This is a genomic window from Pseudarthrobacter niigatensis (assembly GCF_030812615.1).
Lineage (GTDB): Bacteria > Actinomycetota > Actinomycetes > Actinomycetales > Micrococcaceae > Arthrobacter > Arthrobacter niigatensis.
Genome location: NZ_JAUSTB010000012.1, coordinates 37213 through 61931, shown reverse-complemented (window position 1 = coordinate 61931; position 24719 = coordinate 37213). Strand labels below are relative to the sequence as shown.

Annotated in this window: 25 protein-coding genes; 13 read left to right on the top strand and 12 right to left on the bottom strand. The window is 65.0% G+C overall.

All coding sequences use genetic code 11. From position 1 onward, the window contains the following. Positions 1–274: 274 nt before the first annotated feature. Positions 275–682, top strand: a complete 408-nt coding sequence (locus J2T23_RS16120) for a nuclear transport factor 2 family protein (RefSeq protein WP_141180928.1) — start codon at positions 275–277, stop codon at positions 680–682. 93 nt (positions 683–775) lie between these two features. Here J2T23_RS16120 and J2T23_RS16115 read toward each other — a convergent pair whose 3' ends face one another. The 5 genes from J2T23_RS16115 to pxpA are packed head-to-tail and all read right to left on the bottom strand — an operon-like array spanning position 776 to position 5030. Then, positions 776–1762 (bottom strand): 5-oxoprolinase subunit C family protein, encoded by a 987-nt coding sequence (locus J2T23_RS16115; RefSeq protein WP_141180929.1) that lies wholly within the window; start codon positions 1760–1762, stop codon positions 776–778. Further along, the gene (locus J2T23_RS16110) at positions 1752–2657 is read right to left on the bottom strand and encodes a 5-oxoprolinase subunit B family protein (protein ID WP_141180930.1); all 906 of its coding nucleotides are present in this window, start codon (positions 2655–2657) and stop codon (positions 1752–1754) included. Before J2T23_RS16110 ends, J2T23_RS16115 begins: the two co-directional genes overlap by 11 nt. After that, positions 2654–4003, bottom strand: a complete 1350-nt coding sequence (locus tag J2T23_RS16105; protein ID WP_307361597.1) for an acetyl-CoA carboxylase biotin carboxylase subunit — start codon at positions 4001–4003, stop codon at positions 2654–2656. Before J2T23_RS16105 ends, J2T23_RS16110 begins: the two co-directional genes overlap by 4 nt. A 9-nt stretch (positions 4004–4012) precedes the next feature. Next, positions 4013–4252, bottom strand: a complete 240-nt coding sequence (locus J2T23_RS16100; RefSeq protein WP_018770516.1) for an acetyl-CoA carboxylase — start codon at positions 4250–4252, stop codon at positions 4013–4015. A 13-nt stretch (positions 4253–4265) separates the two neighbouring features. Next, positions 4266–5030 carry a 5-oxoprolinase subunit PxpA gene (pxpA, locus tag J2T23_RS16095; RefSeq protein WP_307361591.1) on the bottom strand — a complete coding sequence of 255 codons (765 nt, stop codon included), beginning with the start codon at positions 5028–5030 and terminating at the stop codon, positions 4266–4268. Positions 5031–5129: 99 nt separating this feature from the next. Here pxpA and J2T23_RS16090 point away from each other — a divergent pair, with 99 nt between their 5' ends. After that, on the top strand, positions 5130–6575 hold the full coding sequence (locus J2T23_RS16090) for a PucR family transcriptional regulator (RefSeq protein WP_307361588.1): 1446 nt from the start codon (positions 5130–5132) through the stop codon (positions 6573–6575). Here the strand turns inward: J2T23_RS16090 and J2T23_RS16085 are convergent. After that, complete coding sequence (locus J2T23_RS16085; protein WP_307361585.1) at positions 6572–7627, bottom strand: LacI family DNA-binding transcriptional regulator; 1056 nt, start codon at positions 7625–7627, stop codon at positions 6572–6574. The genes J2T23_RS16090 and J2T23_RS16085 overlap by 4 nt on opposite strands. Positions 7628–7892: 265 nt before the next feature. Between J2T23_RS16085 and J2T23_RS16080 the strand changes: the two genes are divergently transcribed. From J2T23_RS16080 to J2T23_RS16050, 7 genes are read left to right on the top strand one after another with little or no spacing between them, the layout of a single operon-like run. Continuing rightward, positions 7893–8909 carry an asparaginase gene (locus tag J2T23_RS16080; protein ID WP_141180935.1) on the top strand — a complete coding sequence of 339 codons (1017 nt, stop codon included), beginning with the start codon at positions 7893–7895 and terminating at the stop codon, positions 8907–8909. 43 nt (positions 8910–8952) lie between these two features. Next, entirely contained in the window at positions 8953–9843 is an 891-nt protein-coding gene (locus J2T23_RS16075; protein ID WP_307361582.1) for a polysaccharide deacetylase family protein, read from the top strand. Then, complete coding sequence (locus J2T23_RS16070) at positions 9840–11231, top strand: MFS transporter (RefSeq protein ID WP_307361580.1); 1392 nt, start codon at positions 9840–9842, stop codon at positions 11229–11231. The genes J2T23_RS16075 and J2T23_RS16070 overlap by 4 nt, the downstream gene beginning before the upstream one ends. Further along, on the top strand, positions 11218–11985 hold the full coding sequence (locus tag J2T23_RS16065; RefSeq protein ID WP_141180938.1) for an SDR family NAD(P)-dependent oxidoreductase: 768 nt from the start codon (positions 11218–11220) through the stop codon (positions 11983–11985). The genes J2T23_RS16070 and J2T23_RS16065 overlap by 14 nt, the downstream gene beginning before the upstream one ends. A gap of 27 nt (positions 11986–12012) precedes the next feature. Beyond that, positions 12013–12747 carry an SDR family NAD(P)-dependent oxidoreductase gene (locus J2T23_RS16060; protein WP_307361577.1) on the top strand — a complete coding sequence of 245 codons (735 nt, stop codon included), beginning with the start codon at positions 12013–12015 and terminating at the stop codon, positions 12745–12747. Between the two features lie 42 nt (positions 12748–12789). Then, positions 12790–13128 carry a hypothetical protein gene (locus J2T23_RS16055; protein ID WP_307361575.1) on the top strand — a complete coding sequence of 113 codons (339 nt, stop codon included), beginning with the start codon at positions 12790–12792 and terminating at the stop codon, positions 13126–13128. Continuing rightward, positions 13125–14228 carry an oxidoreductase gene (locus tag J2T23_RS16050; protein ID WP_307361572.1) on the top strand — a complete coding sequence of 368 codons (1104 nt, stop codon included), beginning with the start codon at positions 13125–13127 and terminating at the stop codon, positions 14226–14228. The genes J2T23_RS16055 and J2T23_RS16050 overlap by 4 nt, the downstream gene beginning before the upstream one ends. Positions 14229–14282: 54 nt before the next feature. On the opposite strand, the gene J2T23_RS16045 is transcribed toward J2T23_RS16050, so the two are convergent. Continuing rightward, entirely contained in the window at positions 14283–14711 is a 429-nt protein-coding gene (locus J2T23_RS16045; RefSeq protein WP_307361570.1) for a MarR family winged helix-turn-helix transcriptional regulator, read from the bottom strand. Continuing rightward, positions 14711–15127 (bottom strand): SRPBCC family protein, encoded by a 417-nt coding sequence (locus J2T23_RS16040; RefSeq protein WP_307361568.1) that lies wholly within the window; start codon positions 15125–15127, stop codon positions 14711–14713. The genes J2T23_RS16045 and J2T23_RS16040 overlap by 1 nt, the downstream gene beginning before the upstream one ends. 353 nt (positions 15128–15480) lie before the next feature. On the opposite strand from J2T23_RS16040, the gene J2T23_RS16035 reads away from it, so the two are divergent. Continuing rightward, complete coding sequence (locus tag J2T23_RS16035; protein WP_307361566.1) at positions 15481–16572, top strand: methyltransferase; 1092 nt, start codon at positions 15481–15483, stop codon at positions 16570–16572. 55 nt (positions 16573–16627) lie between these two features. On the opposite strand, the gene J2T23_RS16030 is transcribed toward J2T23_RS16035, so the two are convergent. The 4 genes from J2T23_RS16030 to J2T23_RS16015 all read right to left on the bottom strand — a co-directional run bounded on the left by J2T23_RS16030 (position 16628) and on the right by J2T23_RS16015 (position 20294). After that, the gene (locus J2T23_RS16030; protein ID WP_307361711.1) at positions 16628–18169 is read right to left on the bottom strand and encodes an HD domain-containing phosphohydrolase; all 1542 of its coding nucleotides are present in this window, start codon (positions 18167–18169) and stop codon (positions 16628–16630) included. A 56-nt stretch (positions 18170–18225) separates the two neighbouring features. Continuing rightward, positions 18226–18981, bottom strand: coding sequence for a hypothetical protein (locus J2T23_RS16025; RefSeq protein ID WP_307361564.1), 756 nt, complete (start codon positions 18979–18981; stop codon positions 18226–18228). Positions 18982–19064: 83 nt separating this feature from the next. Beyond that, on the bottom strand, positions 19065–19514 hold the full coding sequence (locus J2T23_RS16020) for an SDR family oxidoreductase (RefSeq protein WP_307361561.1): 450 nt from the start codon (positions 19512–19514) through the stop codon (positions 19065–19067). Positions 19515–19682: 168 nt separating this feature from the next. After that, on the bottom strand, positions 19683–20294 hold the full coding sequence (locus J2T23_RS16015) for a hypothetical protein (protein ID WP_307361559.1): 612 nt from the start codon (positions 20292–20294) through the stop codon (positions 19683–19685). Between the two features lie 149 nt (positions 20295–20443). On the opposite strand from J2T23_RS16015, the gene J2T23_RS16010 reads away from it, so the two are divergent. From J2T23_RS16010 to J2T23_RS16000, 3 genes are all read left to right on the top strand, one after another. Continuing rightward, positions 20444–21124 (top strand): hypothetical protein, encoded by a 681-nt coding sequence (locus J2T23_RS16010; protein WP_307361557.1) that lies wholly within the window; start codon positions 20444–20446, stop codon positions 21122–21124. A 119-nt stretch (positions 21125–21243) separates the two neighbouring features. Then, complete coding sequence (locus J2T23_RS16005; RefSeq protein ID WP_307361555.1) at positions 21244–22065, top strand: hypothetical protein; 822 nt, start codon at positions 21244–21246, stop codon at positions 22063–22065. A 315-nt stretch (positions 22066–22380) separates the two neighbouring features. Then, positions 22381–24213, top strand: a complete 1833-nt coding sequence (locus tag J2T23_RS16000; RefSeq protein WP_307361551.1) for a DUF262 domain-containing protein — start codon at positions 22381–22383, stop codon at positions 24211–24213. The last annotated feature ends 506 nt before the right edge of the window (positions 24214–24719 follow it).

The following is a 24719-nucleotide window of genomic DNA, read 5'->3' as shown; positions in this document are numbered from 1 at the left end:
TGCCGGCGGGATCACCATACGTCCGCAGGCCACGCCCCGGATGGCCGCGGTGGCAGGAAGGGGAGCCAAAAGGGGAGAGCTTTAGGTAGGCGGCGGTGGATGCCCGGAAACCCCCTACCAGGGCGGGGAGCGCCGGCTTCTACACGGCGTCGATGGCGTCGAGCCACTCCTGGAACGTCTGGCGTCCGACGGCGGAGCCCGGCGCCGGGATCAATGGTCCATTGCCATGCCAGGCGCCCGGAGATAGCATCTGATTCCGGCCCGGGAGGTACAGATGCTCGACGATGCAGACCTTCTGGACGCGCTGCGGCGTCATTGGGACCACTCCGGCATCGATGAGGATGTGGCCCACGAGATCTATCACGACGACGCGGTGCTTGAATTTCCGCAGTCCGGCGAACGGTTCGAGGGGGTGCAGAATTTCCGCGAATGGCGGCGTCAGTATCCGGCCAGACTCAAGTTCCACACCCGACGGATCACCCGGCGCGATGACTTGGTGGTTGTCGAAAACCTGATCAGCTACGACGGTGCTCCCTGGATGTACACCGTCAACCTTCTGGAGTTCCGGGACGAACGGGTCGCGCATGAGCGCATCTACATCATGGACGGCTGGGACGCTGCGGAGTGGCGGACGCCCTGGCGCGCTGACCAGCCTGCGGATCCGCCGCCTCCTGCCCCTTAGCTGCCCGACGCTAGGGGCGCTCAGTTCGGGAGGGACTGACCAGTTCCACGTAGCCGGGAGCGGCGGGCCCTGGGCAGGGCCCGCCGCTGCCCGTCAGCGGTTGGCGCCCAGGGCCGCCCAGGCCTTGTTCCGGTGTTCGGCAAGGTCCCGGCGGGCAGCAAGGGCATCATCCAGGCTGACGGCGGCAAACCGGGTCGCGGTTCCGGGCGCAGCCCGTGCAACCAGGTCCATGTCGGCGCTGATCACGGTGCCCACCATTGCGTAGCCGCCGCCGGAGACGGCATCGCGGTGCAGGATGATCGGCTGGGTGCCGCCGGGAATCTGGATGGATCCCACGGCATACCCCGCGTCCACGATGTTGGAAGGGTCCGAGCCGGCGCCGAACGGCTGTTCGCGCTCCTTCCATTCCACGCCGGGTCCGGAGTAGCGAAGACCCATTCGGTCGGCCACGGGAGTCACCTTCCACTCCTCGTGGAGGAGATTGCCCAGGCCTTCGTCGGTGAGGCGGTGGTCGTACAACCCCAGCACGATCCGGACTTCCTGCTCCTTGGCGAAAGCAGGCCGGTATTCATCCGGGACGCTTTCGGCCTGGGGGAGGCTTCCGCCGTTGAGGGGAGCGCCCACGGGGACAACGTCTCCCGCCTCGAGCTTGCGGCCCTTGAACCCGCCGATCCCGCCCAGGCTGTACGTGGACCGGCTGCCCAGCACCTCCGGGACGTCGATGCCGCCCTGGACGGCGATGTAGTAGCGGGTGCCGCCCTGGATGACGCCGAAGGAAAGCTGGTCCCCGGCCTTCAGCAGCAGGCGGCTCCACTGTGGCCGCGGCTCCCCGTTGACCTTCACCTCCACAGGAGCGCCGGTGACGGCGATGACGGCGTCGTTGTCGGTGGTCAGCACCGGGCCCAGGTAGGTGCACTCCAGGACCGCTTCCCGTGCCGAGTTTCCCACCAGGGCGTTTCCCAGTTCGGCGGAGTACTGGTCCATGGAACCGCTTTGCGGTATGCCCACGTTGTAGTGGCCCGTTCGCCCCTGGTCCTGGACCGTGGTGGCCAGGCCCGGGTTTCCGATTTCAAATGCCATTGAGGGCCTCCATGAGTTCACGGTTGTAGCCTTCCGGGTCGGCCAGCGCCCTGGACAGGTCGAACGTCACCGGTGCCTGGCGGTAGCGGAAGGTGCCGGCGGAGATCTCCGCCTGGATGGTGTTGTATTCCGCCTCCGTGACCGGTTTGAACTTCACGATGTCCCCGGGGCGGAAGAACACCATGAAGTCCTTGAAGTCCGCCAAGGCCTGGCCGGGGTCGAAGATGGGGGCCGCGGCGACGCCGAACATCTGGTACCCGCCGGCGCCCCGGACGGAGTAGATGCAGCCGAAGCATCCGCCGTGCCCCACGGTCAGCTTGGGGGTGTCGGTCCGCGGGCTCAGGTACTTGGGCACCTCCAGCTGCTTCTCGCGGTCCACCAGCTGGAACAGGAACGGCAGCCCGGCCACGAAGCCCACCATGGACACCAGCCACGGCTGTTCGTGGTGCCGCTGGATGAACTCCGCGGCATCCTTGAGGTGGTTGACCTTGGCCGCGTAATCAATGTCGCTGCCTTCAGGCTCCTGGTGGAACCCTTCACGGAACCGCTGGGCCACTTCCGCGGTGAAGGGGTCCTCGTACCAGACCGGAACCTCGACGATCCGGGTCTCCAGTGCCCGTTCCTGGTGGGACGTCAGGTCCCGCTCGATGTCACGCACAGCAGTTTCCAGCTGCTCTGGAGGCAGAACGTCGGGGTCGAACCGCACCAGCAGGGATGCGTTGGCCGGGCAGATGTCAACGATTCCCGGGAGCCCGGCGTCGGATAGCCTGCCGGCGATGGACATGACCTTGAAGTTCGCGGGCAGGCTCATCGCTTCGGAGACTTCCACGAACAGGAATTCGTCCCCGCCCCAGGTGTAGCGCGCACCCGGGAGGATGGCGGTTTCGGTGGTCATTTTGCCCCCATGAGGTCGGCTGCGGTTTCAATGAACTTGGAGTGGTGGCTGACTTCGGCGAATTCGGGCCGCGCCAGCAGCGCCAGGTGGACGGGGACGGTGGTCTTGACCCCTTCAATGTGTGTTGCCTCCAGCGCCGCCAAGGTGGCTGCGATGGCGGCGTCCCGGTCCGCGGCGTGGACGGCCAGCTTTGCCAGGAGGGAGTCGTAGTAGGGGCTCACCACCGAACCTGCTTCCACCCCGGTGTCCACGCGGATGCCCTCCCCCGATGGCCAGTCCAGGGACCGGATGGTTCCGGGGCTGGGGAAGAAGTGGTGGCTGGGGTCTTCCGCGTTGATGCGGCATTCGATGGCGTGGCCGCTGAAGTGCACGTCGTCCTGGGAGATGGACATGGATCTGGTGGAGGCAATCAGGAGCTGCTCGCGGACCAGGTCCACGCCGGTGATTTGCTCGGTGATGGGGTGCTCCACCTGGATGCGGGTGTTCATCTCAATGAAGGCGGCCTCGTGGTTCCCGGGGTCGTACAGGAACTCCACCGTCCCCGCTCCGTGGTACCCGCACTGGCGGGCAAGGGCCACGGAGGACTCCCGGATGGTGGCCCGGACGGCGTCCGGGAGGTTGGGTGCAGGAGCTTCCTCCAGTACCTTCTGGGAACGGCGCTGCATGGAACAGTCGCGGTCACCGAGGTGGATGAAGTTGGTCCCGTCGCCCAGGACCTGCACCTCCACATGGCGGGCATGCTCCACGAACCGTTCCAGGTAGACGGTGGGGTCGCCGAAGATGGCGGCGGCCTCGCCCCGGGCCATCTCGATGGTTTCCAGCAGTTCGCCTTCGTCGTGCACGAACCGGATGCCCCTGCCGCCACCACCGGCGGAGGCCTTCACCACCAGCGGGTACCCAATCGCACGCGCAATCCCGACGGCGTCCGCCTCCGGATCCAGGGGGCCGTCAGACCCCTTGAGCACGGGGACGCCGGCGTTGGCTGCCGCTTCCCGGGCCAGGGATTTGTTGCCCATCATGGAGATGGTGTCCGCGGTGGGGCCCACCCAGGTGAGGCCGGCCTCTGCCACCTTCCTGGCGAAGTCGGCGTTCTCCGAGAGGAAACCGTAGCCCGGGTGGACGGCGTCGCACCCCTGCTCGAGGGCTGCAGTGACCAGGGCGTCCTGGTTCAGGTAGCTGGCGGTTGCCTGGGCCGGGCCCACCACCACGTAGTGGTCGGCTGTCCGGGCTGCCAGTGATTCCGCGTCGGGCTCGCTGACCCCCAGGACGGTTTCGATGCCCATCTCGCGGGCAGTCCTGGCGATCCGCACGGCGATCTCGCCGCGGTTTGCGATGAACAGTTTCATGGGCTGCCTTTATCCTTCCCGGATGACGACGATCGAGTCGCCCGGGTTGACCATGTCGCCTTCGTTGACTTCAAAGGATTCCAGGGTTCCGGCGACGTCGGACTGGATCTCGGTGAACTGCTTCATGATTTCCACGATGCCGATGGTCTGGCCGACTTCGATGGTGTCGCCTTCGTTGGCGAAGGGGGGTTTGCCCGGGCCGGGCTTGCGGTAGAAGACTCCGGGAAGGGGTGAAACGATGGTGGCCATGTGCTGCTCGCTTTCAGGAGTGGGCGGATCGGGATGAGTCGAGTGCCTTGCGCACGGCGGAGGCCACGGCGACGGCGTTGGGTGCATCCGAGTGGACGCAGATGCTCTGGAAGGCGATGTTCAGGGGAGTGCCGTCGACGGCGGTCACGGGCTCGCCTGCCACCGCCCGGCTGACGCGTTCCGCGGCGGCGTCCGGGTCGGTGGGCGCGGGCCGTCGCTGGATGAGGAGCTCGCCGCCGGGGCCGTAATTGAGGTCCACATAGAGTTCCGCAACGAAGTCCACGCCCATGGCGCGGCACACAGATTCATGGGCGGTCCCCGCCAGGCCGTAGAACGGAACGCCGAACTGTTTGGCTGTTCCGGCCGCCGCCTGCATAAGGTCTTCGTCTCCGGCGAGCATGCCGTAGAGCGCGCCGTGGGGTTTGATGTGGTTCAGGGACAGCCCGTTCTTGGCCAGGAAGGCGGTCAGTGCCCCGGTCTGGTACAGGATGATCGACTCGACCTCCTCCGGGGTGAGCACCATGCGGCGGCGGCCGAACCCCATGGGATCGGGGAGCCCGGGATGGGCGCCCACGGCCACGCCGTGTTCGGCGGCAAGGGCCACCGTCCGGTTCATGACGTCCGGGTCCCCGGCGTGGTAGCCGCAGGCGACGTTGGCGACGTCGATGATTTCCATGAGTGCGGCGTCGTTGCCGAACTCGTGCAGGCCGAAGCCTTCGCCCATGTCCGAATTCAGCAGCGCCTGAGCAGGCGTGGTTTCCGTCACGTTTTTTTGCATGCAGGCAACGGTACAGAGGCGGCGAGCCTGCAGGAATTGGGCGGATCGCCGAATGTGGCCACCCGGATTATGCTTTTTGCACTAACAAGGAGGCTTGCCGTGCGTGTTGCCGATCTCGTGGCGGATGCTGCGCTGAACATCCGACTTGCCGTGCCGGGCGGCCCTGGACGCCTGGCCCGGCCCATTGCATGGTGTGCCCCCACGGAGCACATGGACCCCACGCCGTTCCTCAGCGTCAACGCGCTGCTGCTCACTAACGGGATGGGCCTGAATGTCAAGGACTACCGCATCTGGGATGCGTACGTGGAGCGCCTGATGTCCGTTCCCGTTTCGGGCCTGGTTTTCGGCCTCGGCGCCGCACACCGTGAACTGCCGCCGGGACTGGTGAAAGCCTGCGAAGCCCATGGCCTTCCACTGCTTGAGCTTCCGCCCGAGGTGCCGTTTGTCCAGGTGATGCGGCACGTGGACCAGCTCATCGCCGCCGAACGCTATGCCGAACTGCGCGCCGGGTGGGACCTGGCGGACGAGTGCACCAGGCTGGCGGCGGGCGGCCATTCGCTGGCGCAGGTCCTGGAACGGGTGGCCACAACCATCCGGGCGCGCGTGGCGGTCCTTGACCACAATGGGTTTGAACTCATGTCGGCGGGAACGGCCGGGGGCGGAACGGCACGGACCACCCTGAGCCTGCCCAGCGGCGGAATTCTCCGGTTCAGGCTGGCCATCGAAGGAATCAAGAGCAGCCTGGTGCTGCAGCCGCTGTTGGGACCGGTGGCTGCGGTGATCGCCATGCAGCTGAGCTACACCCTCGGGTCCCGGTCGCCCCTGCATTCACGGAAAGCCGCACGGTTCATCGAGGCGCTCTACGAGGCCAGGGGGACACCGGCGCCGGCCCTGCGGCGCTACGCCGCGGAGGCCGGGTTCGAGCCGGACGCGGAGTGGGGCTCCGTGCTGATCGGCGGCGCAGGGGAAGTTGCGCCGGCCAAGCTGCGGACCATCGCCTGGCGGGTCCGGGTGGGTCTGCAGGCCGAATTCGGGACGGTGCGGTTCATGGAGGAAGCCGGCCTCACCACGGTCCTGGTGCAGCGCGGGGAAGCGGGGATGGAGCTCATGGAAGCCGTCCAAAAGTCCTTCCAGGACGCGCCGGAATTGTCCGCCGTCGTCTCCGGGTGCGGGAACCTGGACGAACTGCCGCTGGTGCTGCAGCTGGCCCGCCGCAGGATGGGTGAGCCGGGGCTTCATCGGGCGCCGGTCGCTGACCTGGCCGGTGTGGTGGAGGGCCTGCCCGGGGCCGGGCTGGTGGCGATGTCCCGGCGCCTCCTGGCCCCGTTGATGTCCGACGGCGGCACGGCCTTGCGCGAGACACTTGAGGCGTACCTGCGGTACAGCGGGAATACCCGTGAAACCTGCAGCGAGCTCTTCATCCACCGCAACACGCTGACGTACAGGTTGCGCAAGATCGAGGAGCTTCTCCGGGTTGACCTGGATGACGGCGAAGTGCGGGCCACCTGCCTGCTGGCGCTGCGGATCGTCGCCGCCGGAACCTAGGTGGCGGCCATCTCGGCGGCCGCCCTGGCGGCGCTGCTTTCGCGGACGAACAGGGTGGGTTCCAGCTGTACGGGTTCGGGTTTCTCGCCCCTGAGCACGGCCTGGATCAGCTGCACCGCCGTCCGTCCAATGTCCGCCATGGGGGAGTGGACCGAGGTCAGCGGAATGGGAAGTTCGGCGGCCAGGGAGGTGTCGTTGTACCCCACCACCGCCACGTCCTGTCCCACGGTAAGGCCGCGGGCGCGCAGGGCCCCCATCGCTCCAATGGCGGCGAAATCGTTGACCGCGAAGATTGCGGTGGGGCGCGGCCTGCCGCCGGCGAGGATTTTCTCCCCGGCCTCCCGTCCCCCGGCGGTATCGAATCTGGACCACACCACGTCGTCGTCGGAGATGGTGCCGCCCAGTGACCGCCAGCGGTCCAGGAAGCCTGCGGTGCGGTCGACGGCGGTGCTTGCGTAGGGCTCGCCGGCAATGACCGCCACCTGCCGGTGGCCCATTTCCCACAGGTGGCCGGCCACGAGTTCGCCGCCCACGACGTCATCGCAGGTGGCAGACGGGTAGCCCGTCACCCGGCGGTTCATCAGCACGAACGGGACCTTCCGCTCCGTCAGTTCCTGCAGGAGGCCGCCGTCAAGGTGGGCGTCACCAATAATGAGGCCGTCCACCCGGCGCGCCAGCATGAGGTCGATCTTGCGCCGTTGTTCGTCGGGGTCGTCGCGGGAGTTCATCACGAACGCGGAGTACCCCACCTCGGCTGAGGCCTCGTCGATGCCCTCGTACATGATGGCCAGGACCAGGTCCGAAAGCCGGGGGACGATGACGCCCAACAGTTTGGTGCGCCGCGTGCGGAGGCTGGCGGCCTGCGGGTCAGGGGAGTAGCCGCGCTTGCGGGCCAGTTCCCGGACACGCTCGGCGGTGGCGGCCGAGGCCGCTCCTTTCGCCACGTCGGAACCGGAATGCAGGACCCTGGAGACCGTGGACGGATGGACGCCCAACTCCCTGGCCAAATCCTTCAGCGTGACCGTTCCGCCGCCGTCGGCCTTTTCTTTCATGTCCCTCTCCTGCCCCCGTGGCCACTGTAGCCCAGGTCTGCCCGGGCTGCCCGGAAGGCCGCCAAGGCAACCCTTGACGTGACCCGCTTCACATCCTATAGTCGTTCATCAGCGCTACCCAAACGTTTGGGTAGACCACCCCCTACAACTTCCCCCGGCGCCCCCACCCCTGGGTGCCGCCCCGTTTTCAGCGCGTTTCCCCTTTCCGCGGAGCGTCACCCAATCGATTGGGTTGCGGGCCGCGCAGCAAACCACCGGAGCTGAAATGACTGTTACCGACTCCCACGTCGTGCTGCTGGCCACTGGAGGCACCATCTCGTCGCGTTCCTCCCAGGCCGGAGGCGCCGTCGCCTCCGATACCGGCGAGCAGGTGTTCAAAGCCCTCGGCTCGCGGGTCTCCCACCCCGTCCGGGTGCTGGACGTGTTCCAAAAGGGGTCCTACCTCCTGACATTCGACGACATGCTGAAGATCTGCGCCGCCATCCAGGAGGTTCTTAAGGACCCCACCGTCCTGGGCGTGGTGGTCACCCACGGCACGGACACCATGGAGGAGACCGCCTACCTCGCTGACCTGACACACAGCGACGAGCGGCCGGTGGTCTTCACAGGCTCGCAGCGGGCCGCCGACTCCGACGCTCCCGACGGGCCGGACAACCTTGCGCGGGCCATCGCCGTCGCCGGTTCGATGGACGGGCGGGGAAAGGGCGTCATGGTCCAGTTTGCGGGCACCATTTTCCCGGCCGCCGGCGTGCGGAAAAGCCAGACTCTTCGGCTGGATGCCTTTGCGAACCCCGATTTTGGGGTACTTGGCCAAGTATCAGCCCAGGGAGAAGTTGCCATGGACGGCAGCGGCAGGCTTGAGGCCCTGCCCCTGCCCCGGCCGGGCGGCGGCTCCCCGCGGGTGGACCTGGTTGCCGCCTACCCAGGCTCCGACTCCATCCTGATGCACGCCGCCCTTGAAGCAGGAGCGGAAGGCATCATCCTCCAGGGAACCGGAAGCGGCAACGCAAATGCCAGCCTCTGCGCAGAGGTGGCCGCCGCCGTCGCGTCCGGCGCCGTGGTGGTCACCAGCACCCGCGTGGACGCGGGACCGGTGGTGCCCATTTACGGGGCCGGCGGCGGTGGCGAGGACCTGCGGGTTGCCGGTGCCATCAGCTCCGGCCACCTCCGGCCGTCACAGTCGCTGATCCTGCTCAGCCTCCTGCTCAGGATCAATCCCGACCGGGACCGGATCACCGAAATTTTTGCCCAACGAGGGAGGCCTCCTGAACCTTCCGCCTGACACCCAGAACACCCGGTTTTGAACGAATTGAAAGGAAAATCTCATGGCTAAGGACATTCAAGTCGCCTTCGGCGTGGACGTAGACGCAGTGGCAGGCATGCTCGGCTCCTACGGAGGAGAGGACTCCCCGTGCGACATCAGCCGCGGCCTGTTCAGCGGTGAAGTCGGCGGACTCCGGCTGATCCGGTTGTTCCAGAAATACAACCTCCCGGCCACCTGGTTCGTGCCGGGCCACTCGATCGAGACCTTCCCGGAACTGACCCAGATGATCGTGGACGCCGGGCACGAGATCGGCGTGCACGGATATTCGCACGAGAACCCGATCGCCATGACGCGGGAGCAGGAGACCGCCATCCTGGACCGCGCAATCGAACTGATCGAAAAGGTGTCCGGCCGCCGGCCTACCGGCTACGTCGCGCCGTGGTGGGAGTTCTCTCCCGTCACCAACGAGATCCTCCTGGAGCGCGGCATCAAATACGACCACTCCCTGATGCACCGGGACTTCGAGCCGTACTACGTCCGGGTGGGGGACTCGTGGAAGAAGATCGACTACACCAAGGACGCCCAGACCTGGATGGAGCCCCTGGTGCGCGGCCAGGAAACGGACCTGGTGGAAATCCCGGCCAACTGGTACCTCGATGACCTGCCTCCCATGATGTTCATCAAGGCATCCCCGAACTCGCACGGGTTCGTCAACCCCCGCGACATCGAAGAGATGTGGCGGGACCAGTTCGACTGGGTCTACCGCGAAATGGACCAGGCCGTCTTCACCATGACCATCCACCCGGACGTCTCCGGCCGCCCCCAGGTGCTCCTCATGCTCGAGCGGCTGATCGAACACATCAACTCCCACGAGGGCGTCAGCTGGTGCACCTTCGACCAGATCGCCGATTCCTTCCTTTCCCGCAGCCCCCGTAAGGACAACAAGTCATGACCATCCAAGAACCGGCTGTCGACCTGTCGCAGCCCCGCCCGGACGAGAAGCGCCGCTTCCCGGTCTTTTCCAAGCGCCACACCACCACCGCCACCGTCCTTGCCCTGCTGGCCTGGACCGTAGCCGTCTTCGACTACGGCCTGTTCGGCACCCTGCTGCCGGCCATGCAGCAGGAATTCGGCTGGTCTGCGCCCGAGGCATACGCCATCAACACCTGGATCGCCGTGGGCACCGCCATCGTCTGCTTCGGCATCGGGCCCGTCATTGACCGCCTGGGCCGCCGCAAAGGCATGATGACCACCATCGGCGGGACCGCCGTCGTCTCCGGCCTCACGGCACTGATTCCCACGGGGATCCCGTTCCTCAGCAACGCCATGCTGGTGGTGATCCGTTCCTTCGGCGGCCTCGGATTCTCCGAGCAGGCCGTGAACGCCACCTACATGAACGAGGTCTACCAGGTCACCGAAGTAGCGGACAAGCGCAAGCGCCCGGGCTTCCACTACTCCTTCATCCAAGGCGGCTGGCCGCTCGGCTTCCTGCTGGCAAGCGCCCTGGCCCTCGCCTTCCTGCCCTCCCTGGGCTGGCGTGCCCTCTACCTGATGGCCACCATCCCGGCCGCCGTCATCGTCTGGGTCATCGCCCGCAAGCTCAAGGAAACGCCCCAGTTCGAACTGCACCACAAGCTGACCGAGCTCGAAAAGAGCGGCAAGACGGCGGACGCGCACTCCCTGGCCCACGCGTACGGCGTCGAGCATTCCTCGGCAGCCCCGCTCAAGCGCATCTGGGAGCCGCACCTGCGCCGGAACACCTTTGTGTTCTCGCTCGCCTGGATTGTGAACTTCTTCGGCATCACCATCTTCAGCGTCCTGGGCAGCTCCGTGCTCAAGAACGCGAAGGGCGTGGAACTCTCGGACGCCTTCTGGATGCTGATCGTCATCAACCTGCTGGCATACTTCGGCTACGTCTTCCACGGCTGGCTCGGTGACAAGATCGGCCGGAAGCGGACCATCATCGGCGGCTGGATCCTCTCCGGTATTTCCTTCTCCATCATGCTCAGCCCCATCGCCACCAGCCCGTTCATGATCATCCTGACCTACGGCGCCGGACTGTTCTTCCTGGTGGGGCCGTACGCCGCCATCCAGTACTTCATGGCCGAGTGCTACCCGGTCAGCTGCCGGGCCACCGGAACCGCCTTCATCGGCGCCATGAGCCAGCCCGGAACCATCCTCGGCGGCGCCATCTTCACGGCCATTGCTGCCGGCGCCGGCACCGGTACCGCAGCCCTTTGGGTGGGTGCCCTGGGCACCCTGGTCTCCGGACTCCTGATGATCGCCGCCAAGCCCCCTGCCGAAGCCCTGATGGAGGACCACCCCCATGACGTCGCCTAGCAAAGCCGCCATCATCACCGGTGCCGCCAGCGGCATCGGCCGTGCCCTCGCCGTGCACTACGCCCGCCAGGGGGTGGTGTCCGTCATTGGCACCTTCCCGGGCGACCCCCACGATCCGGAGGAGACCCTCCGGCTGGTCAAGGAGGCCAACGGCGAGGCGGTGATCCACGAAGTGGATGTCCGCACCACCGCCTCCGTGGATGCCCTGGCCCAGCGGGCCGTGGACGAGTACGGCCGGCTGGACTACGCCATCGCCAACGCCGGCATCCTCCGGAACTCCCCGCTGGGGGAGATGACGGACGAGCGCTGGCACGACATGCTCAACGTGGACCTCACCGGCGTGCTGCGCACGCTGCGTGCCGGCGCGGAGAGAATGACCGACGGCGGCGCCCTGGTTGCGGTCTCGTCCATCGCCGGCGGGGTGTACGGCTGGGAGGAACACGCCCACTATGCCGCCGCCAAGGCAGGCGTGCTGGGCCTGGTCCGCAGCGTGGCCGTTGAGCTCGGGCCGCGGCAGATCCGCGCCAACGCCGTCATCCCCGGCCTCATCGAAACCCCGCAGTCCCTCGACCCGGTGAACTCGTTGGGGCCGGAGGGCCTGAAGCGGGCCGGGAACGACATCCCCTGGGGCCGGGTGGGCACACCGGAGGAGGTGGCCAGCGTCATCGGCTTCCTCACCTCCGACGATTCCCGCTACATCACGGGGCAGGCGCTGGTGGTTGACGGCGGCCTCACCGTGAAGATGCGCGCCTGACAGCACACCTGGCAAGGAAAGGACACCATGAACACATCGACCCATGTTTCCGGGAACGCCCAAGCCGCGAACGGACGCGGGATAGTGGTCACCGGCGGTTCCAGCGGAATCGGCAAAGCCATCGCTGAGGCCTTCCTGGCCAACGGCGACCGTGTTGCCGTGCTGGACCGGGCCGGAGGGGACGGCGCCATCCGCGTGGACGTGGCCGACGAAACCAGCGTGCGCGCGGCCTTCGCCGAGGCCCGGGAGGCGCTGGGCGGCATCGACGTCCTGGTCAACAGCGCGGGCCTGCTGACGGAGTCTCCGCTGGAGGACATGTCCCTGGCCATGTGGAACGAGACCCTCACGGTGGACCTGACCGGTGTGTTCCTGTGCTGCCGGGAGGTGGTGGGGGAGATGCGGCAACGCAAGTGGGGCCGCATCATCAACATCGCCTCCCAGTTGGCCATCAAGGGCGGCGTGGGGCTGGCCCATTACAGTGCCGCCAAGGCCGGCGTCGTCGGCCTTTCCAAGGCGCTTGCCCTGGAAACGGCGCCGGACAATGTGCTGGTCAACTGCATCGCCCCGGGGCCCATCGAGACGCCGCTCGTGGAGGGCATCTCGGAAAGCTGGAAGGCCGCGAAGCGTGCCGAGCTTCCGCTGGGGCGTTTCGGGACGCCCGCGGAAGTGGCTCCCGCGGCTCTCCTGCTGGCCAGCGATCCGGGTGGAAACCTCTTTGTGGGACAGATGCTGGGGCCCAACTCCGGCGATGTGATGCCTTAAGGAAAGGGGAGCGACATGTGCGGTGCCTGCGGAAGGACCACCGTGGCGGACCCCGCCCTGGGCCCGGTGCGGACCATGCGGCAACACCTGATCGTGGCAGCCACGGTCAACGCCGTCTGCGCCGGCCTCCCCGGTGCTCCGAAAGTGAACGCCCTCAAAGACGGGTGGCTGATGACCGGGGCCGCCGGAGCCTCCGCGCAGTGCCAGACCCTCGACGAACTGTGGTCCGCGGTGCTCGGCTGCTTCCAGGACCCGGCCGTCCTCGGCCGCCTGATGAGGCGCCGGCTGGCGTACGCCGCTGATCCGGCCAACGCGGGCCTGCCTGCGCGGGCAGCCGGTCTTCCGCCGGACCCCGAACACTATCAAGGAGATTTTGCATGACTGATTACTCCCCGCTCTGGTCACCCATCCGGATCGGCGCCACCCAGCTGGACAACCGGGTGGCCCTGGCTCCCATGACACGGATCAGCGCCACCGAGGACGGGCATGCCACGGAGAGAATGGCGGCCTACTACCGGACCTTTGCACGTGGAGGCTTCGGCCTGCTGGTCACGGAAGGCATCTACCCGGACACCGCCCACAGCCAGGGCTACCATCACCAGCCCGGCATTGCGACGGAGGAGCAGGCCCGGTCGTGGGCCACGGTGGTCGACGGCGTTCATGCGGAGGGTGCGAAGATCTTCGCCCAGCTGATGCACGCGGGTTCCCAGAGCCAAGGGAACAGGTTTGTGTCCTCCTCCGTGGGGCCATCGGCGGTGGCACCCAAGGGGGAGCAGCTGGGGTTCTACCGCGGCGAAGGTCCATACCCGGTTCCCTCCGCGATCACCCTGTCCCAGATGAAGGACGTGCGGGACGGGTTCGTCACGGCCGCGCTGCATGCGCAGCAGGCGGGGTTCGACGGCGTGGAGATCCATGGTGCCAACGGGTACCTGCTGGACCAGTTCCTCACGGACTACCTGAACCAGCGCGATGACCATTACGGCGGATCCCCGGAGAACAGGGTGCGTTTCGCCGCTGAAATCTGCCGGGACGTCCGCGAGGCTGTCGGCCCGGACATGACCGTTGGCATCCGCATTTCCCAGTCCAAGGTCAGCGACACCGAGCACAAGTGGAGCGGGGGAGTGGAGGAAGCCGAGGTCATTTTCGCCACCCTGGGCGGGACGGGGATTGATTTTGTCCACACCACCGAATACCGCGCCACCGAGCCCGCGTTCGCGGATGCCGAGGAGACTCTCGCTGCGCTGGCAAAGAGGTACTCGGGCCTTCCTGTGATCGCCAACGGCAAGCTCGATGATCCGGATACCGCAGTGTCCATGCTGGTGGACGGCTCGGCGGATGTTGTGGCGCTGGGCAAGGGAGCTTTGGCCAACCGGAACTGGCCGCACCTTGTCCGCAACAACCTGGAGTTCGGGGAGCTCGACCCCGCCGTGTTCGCTCCTTTGGCGGACGTTAAGGACTGGGAGCTGGAGGATCCGGCATAAGTCCCCAACAATGGGCCGTGTGACACCCAGCGCCAGCTGGGCGTCACGCGTCTCTCACCCCGCGGGCCGGGCCAGGCGGCGGAGCAGAGATATGGCGTCGTCCACGGGCACGGGCTCGAAGAACGTGGCGTCGGCTAGTTCGACGGCGGCGATGGCCCGGGGAGCCAGCTCGGCTCCGCTGCTGGTCACCCGCAGCCGTTTGGCCCGGGTGTCGGTGGGGTCGACTTCCCGTTCGATGAGTCCCTTGGCTTCCAGGGCGCGAAGGACCTGGGAGGCCATCTTGACGTCGGTGCCGGCCTGCCGTGCCAGGGCCAGCTGGTTGGGGTGCTCGCCCTGGTTGTTGAGCCACCAGGCGCAGGCGAGCAGCACGAATTGGACGTGGGTGAGATCGAGTGGGGCGAGCGCTGCGGCGATGTCCCGCTGCCAGCGCAGGGTGGCGTGCCAGAGCAGGAATCCGGGGCTCTCGCCGGGGTTGAGCGGCATCAGCCGCCCGCCATCTTGACCAGCGCGGCCATGGTCTCCGGCCAATCGGCGGTGATGCCGGGCCCGATCTGCGGGCCGGCCTCGTCGGCGCCGTCGCCGGTGATCTCCATCCGGTACACCACTCGGTTAAGGTCCTGGCCGGCTGTATCGATGCGGTGGGTGGTCCTTAGGAGGAGGTCGCCGAAGCGGGCCTCGTCCACGAAGCGTTCGTTTTCGACTGCTTCGGCGATGACCAGGGGGATCGGTTCGTCCCCCGGAGGCGTCATCAGGATCTGGGTTCCGGCCTCGAAAGGTCCGTTGATCTCGGTCTTCTCGATCTCCCCGTTCCAGGCGCCCCAGTTCTCGACGTCGGACCAGAGCCGCCAGATGGCTTCTGGCGTGGCGTTGGTTTCGATGCTGTGCTCGTATTCCCACATGGTGGCCTCCTCCAAAGATGATCTATATAAAGATTATCGCTGCACAGATTATCTATGCACAGATTATCTTCTGGCCAGGGGGGAACCGCAGGTTTACCTGTACCCTGACACAGAAGGTTCTGGGCTTCAGCCCCCATCGACCAAGCCCGCGTTTGTTGCCGGCGGACGGTCTGGACTCCTGGCATCGTCCTCTTCGACGTCGTCGACCCCCCGCTGCAATCGGCTCGAATCCGGTCGCACCCAACATTTTGGAATGGAACTTCATCCCTACTGGCACCCCAGCTCCGGCGGAAGTTTCGCCCTTTGACCCCACCCCTTTGAACACAGCGGCGGCCGCCGGGCATGTGACCTGGATGGACGCTGGCACCGGGATGGCCGCGCGGTGGCGGTCGGCCAACGGCAGGTCGGCGCCGGGGCGGGTGGAGGTGGTGGACGATTCCCTCACGGCCGACGATGCGTACCGCATGGCATCACAGGGGATCGCGATGCTCTGGCACGGAGACTTCCACAACGCCCGGCAGATCCTCAACGCCATGGACCGCCGAATCGGCGCCGGAAAGAAGGCAACTGGTACCCCCGCAGAAAAGTTCTACCGGCACCGGCAAGCCGCCTCACACCGTGCACGAATCCTGGGCCTGCTGCTGATTCCCCTCGATCCCGGCCCGGTGGTGCCCCTGCGCCGCGCACCGGACATCCGCGAAGCCGCCGCGGCAGCGTACGGAGACATAGGAGAATCTTCCGTGGTGTCCCTGCATGAGCTCGTTGGGGCCATCGGCGCCCACGAGTGGCGGCGGACCGGCGTCTACGTCGATGCCCTCCAGGACCGCATCCACCCGCATTACGGCACGTTCTTCCCCACCCGCAGCGAGTATGTGGACCTCGTGGCGGCGGCCGCGCTGCCCGCTGACACGCTCGCGTTCGACGTCGGGACAGGCACCGGAGTGCTCGCCGCCGTCCTCGCGCGCCGCGGCGTCCGCCGCGTGGTGGCGACGGACAACGAAGCACGCGCCATTGCCTGCGCTACTGAGAATTTCCGGAACCTCGGAGTCCAGGACCGCGCCGAGGCTGTCCTGACCGACATGTTCCCGCCCGGACGGGCACCGCTGATCGTATGCAACCCGCCCTGGATCCCGGCCACACCCCATTCCAGCCTGGACAACGCCGTCTACGACCCCGGGAGCAGGATGCTGTTCCGCTTCCTGACCGAACTCCCCGGCCACCTGGAGCCTGGCGGTGAGGGCTGGCTTGTCCTCTCCGACCTCGCCGAGCACCTCGGCCTCCGCTCGCGCGAGGACCTGCTCGCCGCCGTCGAAGCCGCCGGGCTGAAGGTGGCGGAACGGCTCGACACCAAGCCAACGCATCCGAAAGCTTCGGACCGCGACGATCCCTTGTTCGCGGCGCGCTCGGCCGAAGTCACGTCACTGTGGCGGCTTGTCAGCCAATAGCCTCAAGGGACGTGGCGCCGGGCCACCGCGGCCTGCCCTAGTTGGGCGCGGCCCGCTACTCCGTCAGCCCATTCCTGATCGCGAACAACGTGGCACCCACCCGGTTGGTGGCACCGATCTTGGTGTAGATGTGCTCCACGTGGTTGCGGACGGTCTTCCGGGAGAGGAAGAGGGTGTCTGCGATCTGGGCCGGAGTCAGGCCGCGGCACAGCATGCCGAGGATTTCGACTTCGCGCTGGGTGAGCCCACCTGCGGCGGCATGCGGACGGCGGGGCTGCTGGCCGGCCGCCACCAGCACAGCCTCCACTGCTCCGGCGGCGAGCCTTCCCGCCGAAACTTCCTGCCGGAGCCTTGCCGCTGCATCGGCCGGAGTGAGCGCTGGCCGGTGCGGGCGTGGCTCCACGGAGGCATGGTAGGAGTCCGCTGCCGCCAGGATCCGCTGCTTTATCCCCAGCTCGTTTCCGCCGATCCCTCGCGGATAACCGGACCCGTCGAGCCGCTCGTGGTGTGAGCCGGTCAGGGCCGCCTCGCCCTTCAGCCCTGGTACGCGGCTGAGAATCCGTTCGCCCAGGTACGGATGCATGCGGATACGTTCCAGCTCCAGCGCGGAGAGGGGTTCCTTCTTGTCCCACACCTGGTTGGATACCCCCAGACGGCCCAGGTCGTGCACCCAACCCGCGCGGCGGAGCTCCCTGACGTCGTCCGCCGGCAGCCCGTGTTCCTCGCCTGCCGCGGCCGCGAGCGCCGTCACCGCGCGGGAGTGTCCGGCCGTGTAGGGGGACTTGAGGTCCGCGAAGTCGCCGATGGCGCGCAGCACCGTGTCCAGCTGGCTGCCGGACAGGGGAGCATCGGTGGGGGCCAGGTCCAGGGCGGCCTGCCAGCAGTCGACGTCGAGGAGTCCTCCGGTGAGAGCCTCAGCCTGGTCGATGAACAGCCCGGCCAGTGCCGGATCGAACTGGCTCCCGCGGCGTGCCTGCACCATGGCCACCGCGCCGGCCACTCCTTCCCTCCGCAGGAAAACCTCGGCCGTATCCGCCAGGTGCATGATCCGCATCTCCAGCGGGATGTCCGGCCCCGCGACTCCCTCCGGCAGGCCCTTGCCGTCCCACCGCTCAAAGGTGTGGGTGAGCAGTCCTGCCACGCCGTCGTCGAGCCCTACACTGCTGGCCAGCACCCCGGCGGAGACGCAGTGCGAGGCAATCATGGTGCGTACCGCCCCGCTGCCGGTGGCCGCGAAACGCGTCCAGCGGGCGACGCGGGCCAGCGGCGGGAGGCCGGCGCCGGCGTGGCTGAACATGCCGGCGTACATGGGCAGGCCGTGCTGGTCGCGGCGGTAATAGTCGGCGCGGAAGGCGATATCGTCAGTGAACAGCGCGGCGAGTTCGAACGAATCCGCGTGGCAGCCGATCCAGGCCAGCTGGTTGGCGTAGTAGATCCTGCCCTGGCCGGCGTCGTCAACGCCCGCCGCGCCGGCGATCCGCAACGCCAGCAGGGACGCACGCAGCATGTGCTCCATCGGCTGCCCCAGCCCCAGGTCGATGGCGAGCGACAGCGCGGCCAGGACTTCGCTGCGGCCGGGCGCAGCCGGTGACTGCATCACACCTGCCATTCTAGGAAGCCGCCAGCTTGGGCAGTAGGGACCATCCTTGGCCGTTATGCCGCTTGGTTCTTCCTTGTCCGTGCCTGGACAGGACCTGGTCCGGCGGATTGTGCGGTGGACGGGAACCTGACGCCCACCTGCGCTCCGAACAGTCCACGCTGTGGAAGCCAGAAGTCCGCCAGATGGTCCTGGACCGGCAGTGGGCCGGGCCGTCCGGCGTCCTCACCGCGGATGGTGGCCTCGGAATCCGTCACGAGCCACAGCCGCCGCGGCTGGGCCTGGAACGTCTGGCCGTTGGGCACCACACCCGAGACTTTCATCCTGCCCGCGCCGAGCAGCGGACCGGCGAATGCCCCCATGGCCCGGAGCACCAGCTCGTTCCGCCACAGGCTCTCCGGCATGCGCACGGCCATGGCGGTCAGCATCGTTGTGGCCGCGGAGGTGCCCAGCTGCAAGCGCCAGTCCACGACGCCGGGAACAGTGATGACGGCGGTGAAGGGCCCGCTCCACTGGATGTCGACGTCGGTCTCCACCGTATGGTGGACGGCCGCCCCGAAGTAGCGGGCGCAACTGAACTCGGGCGCGGTGTCGGCGTAGATGGTCCACTCGCCGCCGGGCGTGCGGTGCCAGACAGAGCGGTAGCCGGGGCCCACGGAGCTCACCGGGAAATCCCGGAAGGCCAGGTAGTGGCCGCTGGTGAAAGGCAGCCCTAGGACGGCGTAGCCGGCGAAGTGCTCGGCAGCGTCCTCGGGAAGTTCGGCAAGTGTCGGTGTTGCCTCTGCTGATGACTGCGGCTGGTAGATGGTCATGGCCGCCTCCTTTTCTCTATGCCTTGAGACTAGGAGCGGGCCGCGGCAGGGACATGGGGCAGTTGCCCCATTTAGCGTCGGTTTTACGCGGCGCCTATGGCGTCGAGCCACTCCTGAAACGTTTGGCGTCCGACGGCGGAACCCGGCGCCGGGATCAGCCCGCCGTTGCGCATTGCCTTGCCCATGGGGCCCGGCACCCGGAGCGGAACGATCAGTTTTTTCTGCCGCGTCTTGGCCAGATAGGCCGCCACCAGGCCCTTCAGGTGTTCGGTCCGCGGGCCGCCGAGGTCTGGTAGCCGCCCCTTCGGACCGGCCTCGGCCGCGTCCACCAGGGCTGCGGCCACCTCCTTTGCCGCCACCGGCTGGGTGTCCATCGTGGGCACGAGGACCAGCGGGCCCACTGAGGCGGCCTTGATGGACATCGGCACGAACTCGTGGAATTGGGTGGACCGGAGGAGGGTCCAGGGAATGCCGCCGTGCCTGACTTCGTCCTCCTGCACCAGCTTCCCGGCGTACAGTCCCGAGGCGCCCACGTCCAGATACACATCCCCGTCGAGGAGATTGAGCGCAAGCGCGGTTCCGCGCTCCGGGCACCGAACCGGTCAGCGAGTTCGAGGAGTTCGGTCCCGGCGCCGGCGAAATGGGCTCAGCCCACCGGGATCAGCGGCCGCGGAACCCGCTGAGACGGCCGTCCGATGGAGTTACTGATGGATTTCCAGATCGGTGATCTTCCAGTCGGTGTCCTGAAACGTCAAGGTAATTTTTCCGATCTTTCCGCCGTCCCCGCCTTGGCCGGATTTTTCGATGCCCTTGATCGCGATATCACTGGCTTTGATCGTCGCTGTATCTCCATTGATGGTAATACCGGACTCGTTAGCAGTCATTTCAGTATCGGGAGTGAGCATTGCTGCCAGCGCAAAAATGCCGACTAAGGCCGCGGCCTTCTTCTCATCCAAAGCCAGATAAGAGTAGGACTGGGGAAATGCGGCTTTAAGTTTTGCTGCCTTCTCCTCGTCTGTTCCGCTGGCCGCGCCTCCGGTCATTGCCGCCTTCATATAACCGTCCGATTCGTTGGAAACGGTCAAAAGAAACGAGTCGAGCATCTTCTTGACCTCGGCAGGCCTGTGCTGGACAACCGGCGGCGCAACCACAGCAGACGTTTCTTGGGGACCTGACCGTGCTGTGGTTGCACTGCCGGCACCGCAACCTGCAATGCCGACGAGAAGGCAGAGCGCAGTGATGGTGAGAGCGGTGCGGTGACTGATTTCCTTCATTTCTTCCCCAATTTTGATCGTGTGGCGCTGGATCAGCATACGTCTCTGCCTCCAATTTGCCGCACAATGACATACTGCCCTTGAAGGGTTCTAAATTGATCCAATGACAGTTGACCAGCAGTGTCCTTCGAAAAAATACAAAGAACATAAGGGGAATAGATATGCGGGCTAGGGTTGTTGCGCTGAGCATGCTGGCTATTGCGCTACTCGGGACTGGTTGCGCTGGCGAAAAAGATGTTGTCGAGCAGAAGACTGGGAGTGCAGCCTCAGGCAGTTCTGCATCCAGTTCGGCAGTTCCGACCAAGGCTTCAGGGTCACTCGTTTCAAGCGGCTTCGGACAGAAAGACGAATACGTGTGGGTCACTTCGCTTGTCCATAACGACTCTGGCAAAGTCGGGCAGACGGTAACGGTCCAGTTCAATGCCAAGGACGCGGCAGGCAAATTGGTCAAGTCCACCAGCCAGGTCGAAACCTTCACCCGGGTCAATCAGGACATCGCGGTTGGAACACAGATCGACGTGCAAAAGGATGTCAAGATTGCCACGGTCGAGGCAACATTACTGATTGAGGACCGCGGCACGTTCTCGAGAGAGCCGTTTCCGGAGATGCCGATGACGCCTGTGACTGTAGTGGCGGACCCGTACGGCGGTTCGACCGCAACCTTCGAACTTACCAATCCCACTGGCCAGCCGGTCAAGAGTCCGCGACTGGGCATCATCTGCTATGACGCGGTAAACACGATTATTGGCGGTGGAGTCGACTTCCCTGAACTCGTACCGCCTTCTGGAAAAGTCGTGGTGGAGGCGCGCCTCCTTACATCCAACGTGCCGGCCTCTTGCAGGGCTTTCGATGGCGGACCCATGTTCTAAGCGTGTGAAGTTCCACCTCGGCGTGTTGAGGACAAGTTGTGTGGCGTGGGCAGGATATGAGATGGGCTGCTAACGTGGGGTCGCTCCATGTCGTCAGTGCGCTCGGAAGGTAAGTCTTTATGGCAATTGATCTCGTGGAGTGTTCCAACTGTGTGACAGATGAGCACGTTAAGCTCGTCGAACGGCTAACGGGGACTCAAAAGAAGCTCAAGTGCTCAAACTGTGGACAAGAGTGGCTCCGCGGCGAGCCCGCCCGGCAGAAGATACACCTGCCGTCTCTGGAAGAGATCAAGAAAAGGTTCCCTAAACCAGGGGATGTCGATCCCAACAAGCTTGCACGTGCCAACGAACTCAAGTTGGAATTCCTCAGACGCGAGCCCGAGCCTGTACCCAGCGTCGCCCCTTACTGGGCGAAATACCAGCAAGTGTTCAGTGGCGACGGCCTGGCAAAAGCGGACCCCAGAGATTTCAAAGACTTCGCAAACTCCAACGTCGGCGCGAATCCGGGGAATATGTCCGTCTTCAATGAAGCGTGGAACGAAATGGGTGCTGAGGCCGGTGCGGCTCAGGTCCGCAACGCAGTCGAGTATTTGATTCGTGGCACATCGCCGGTCGACTTGGAGGACCGTCTCACTGCTCTGATTAATGACACCACGTCCCTCGGGATGAAGGGCTTTAAGGAGGCTCTCCTTACGAAGGTTCTGTGCATCGTATATCCAGACAGGTTCCTGACCATCCTCATGTACACCGGCGCGGTCGGAAAACGGGAAATTGCGCGCTCTCTCTGGGGTCTCGAACTGCCCGACCCAGCGAGGGTAGATTGGACTATTGGACGTCTTATCCTTTGGAGCAACGATTTGCTACTGGCACTTCTCGGGGAGGGCTTCCGTCACCAGCAACACGCCGCGGAATTCCTGTGGTGGGCAAAGGACAAGGCCTAGACGGCGTTACTCCACTAGCTGGATACTCGCAACGCTCTTGATGATCCTGGTTCAGCTGCCGCGTCTTTCTCTCGACCCGACTCAGTGCATCTCTGATGGGCCATGATGGGCTTGGCTGCTCGAGTGAGGATTGCTGGGCTAGCTTTTAGGCCACGTTTGGCCAATACAGCCAGTGCCGGTCCGGGTAGTCGATGATGACCGTTCAGGACTCGAAGTAACGGCCAGGATCACAACTCACTGGTCGACACTCTATGCATCAGTGCAGGGCGAAACGTTGCCGCAAAGTAAGGTTTGAGCGTGGGACACAAAGAACCGATGTCGATCGCAACAGCGCTGCGACAAATTCAGGAGCGCAAGCTTATCCTTCCAGCGATCCAGCGAGAGTATGTCTGGAAACCCTCCCAAATTATCCGCGTCTTCGACTCCATCATGCGCGGGTATCCAGTTGGGAGTTTTCTCTCGTGGAGGGTACGTCCGGAGACGGTCAGCAAGTTCAAGTTCTACGGATTTATGAAGGACTACAGCGCCTTCGACAACCGACATAACCCGGTAGTTGACATACCCACTGATCGTGAGGTCGTTGCTGTCCTCGACGGTCAGCAGAGATTGACCTCACTTAACATCGGGCTACGGGGCACATACGCGTACAAGGTCCACGGCGGGTGGTCGAACAAGCCATGGTCCTACCCCGAGCGGCGCCTTTATCTGAACCTTTTGGAAGAGGCGCCTGAAAATGAGTTCGGTCTCAAATATCACTTCCAGTTCCTGACCAAGAATGACCTCGGTTCAGCAGCGGATGCCGAGACGAAGTCATGGTTTCCGGTGTCCGAGATCTTTGACGCAGCCGAACCAGGCGCCATGATGCAAATTCCGGCGAGGTACGGAGTCGGGAACAACGAGACTGCAGTTGCGCTCATCGCGAAGCTCTGGCAGGAAATCCATCACAGCGCTAGCCTCCATTTCTATGAAGAGGACGTGCAGGACATTGAACGTGTCCTCGATATCTTCGTGCGAGTCAACTCCGGCGGCACTGTACTGTCCTATAGCGACCTCCTTCTGTCTATAGCGACGGCACAGTGGGATGGTGACGCTCGAGCCGCAGTCCACGGTTTGGTGGACTCCCTCAACCAGACGGGGAACGGGTTCAACTTCTCCCGGGACACGATCTTGAAGTCGGGGCTTGTGCTTGCGGATGTTGGGGACATCGGGTTCAAGGTCAAGAACTTCACGACCGCCAACATGTCTAAACTTGAGGCCGGTTGGGATGAAATGAGCGCTTCCCTCCACGTTGCGGTCGGACTTCTTAGCGACTTCGGACTGTCAGGCGGAGCATTAACCGCGGATAGTGTCCTTATTCCAGTGGCCTATTACGTGCATCGCCGGAGGCTTGGCCACGCATACCGCGAATCACCTGCGTCCCGTGAGGACCGTGAGGCACTGCGTTCGTGGGTTCTGCGGTCCCTTATTGTGCGCGGAGTATGGGGCTCTGGCCTGGACACTTTACTCCGCGACCTGCGAGAGATCATCAAGTCCCAGGGCGGTTCGGGATTCCCAGCCGCGGCTATTGAACAGGCTATGGCAACTCGAGGCAAGTCGCTCGCGGTTACAGACGCTCTAGTCGACGACATCTTGAGATTGGAGTACGGCAAAGCTCGAACCTTTGCAGTGCTCGCAGCGCTGTTCCCGCATGTCGATACGCGCAACCAGTTTCACGTCGACCATGTGTTCCCGGCTGCCCGGCTGGAGAAGAAGGTGCTGGCGGGCCAAAAAACTGCCGACGGCACACCTCGATTCACCGCTGAAGCCATCGACGAGCTCGTCTCGCTGCGAGATCGATTGCCGAACCTGCAACTGCTCCCAGGACTCGAAAACATTGGTAAATCGGACAAGGCACCGGACGACTGGCTTGCGGCGGAGTTTCCAGCGTCAGATAACCGCAGTGCCTTCCTTGCGCGGCATGCACTGCCGTCCCCGTTGCCCCACTCCGTTGACGAGTTCGCGCCGTTCTTTGAGCAACGCCGCGGCAATCTAACGGCGCGCATCCTGGACATGTTCAGGGCCGGGAGCCCCGAGCTTGACCTAGCTCAAACGAGTCCTCCACCCGCAGACTTGGACGAGGAACTCGCAGAAGGCGACTACGAGGACTGAACCAATCTTGGCGTTGACGGTGCCGCCGGAGGGCAGCTATCACTCGTTTCCTCCTTTCAGATGCTACTCGGGAGGTTAGCCCTGCGGAATAAGTGCTGTGCTACCAAGAGGGCCGAAACCATGCGTCGAGAGATCGCGTAGGTGGCGCTTCAAAACAAGTCCGGTCCACCGTGGGACGATAACGAACTAGCAGTGTTGACTTTGCAGGACCGCCGCCCTTTGCGGTTGTCGCCGGGTACTACGCACCTAGTCGATCTTCAGCTGGGGGCGCAGAAACGTGAACCTTGAAGACAAGGCAGTCACGGCTGAATATGGTGAGTTTGAGTCATCAGCAGCGGTTTTTCTGAGCTATTGTGCGGATGATCGCCGCTATATTAAGTGACTTCACAAGTGACAGCTACATCTTCAAGTTCGATCGTAGGAAACTCCTTGAAGAAATTCCGTGGGAGAAGGCCAGGGATTACCGTGCTGGTGGGCGGGGACGCGAAAATGTTCTAACCGCTGAA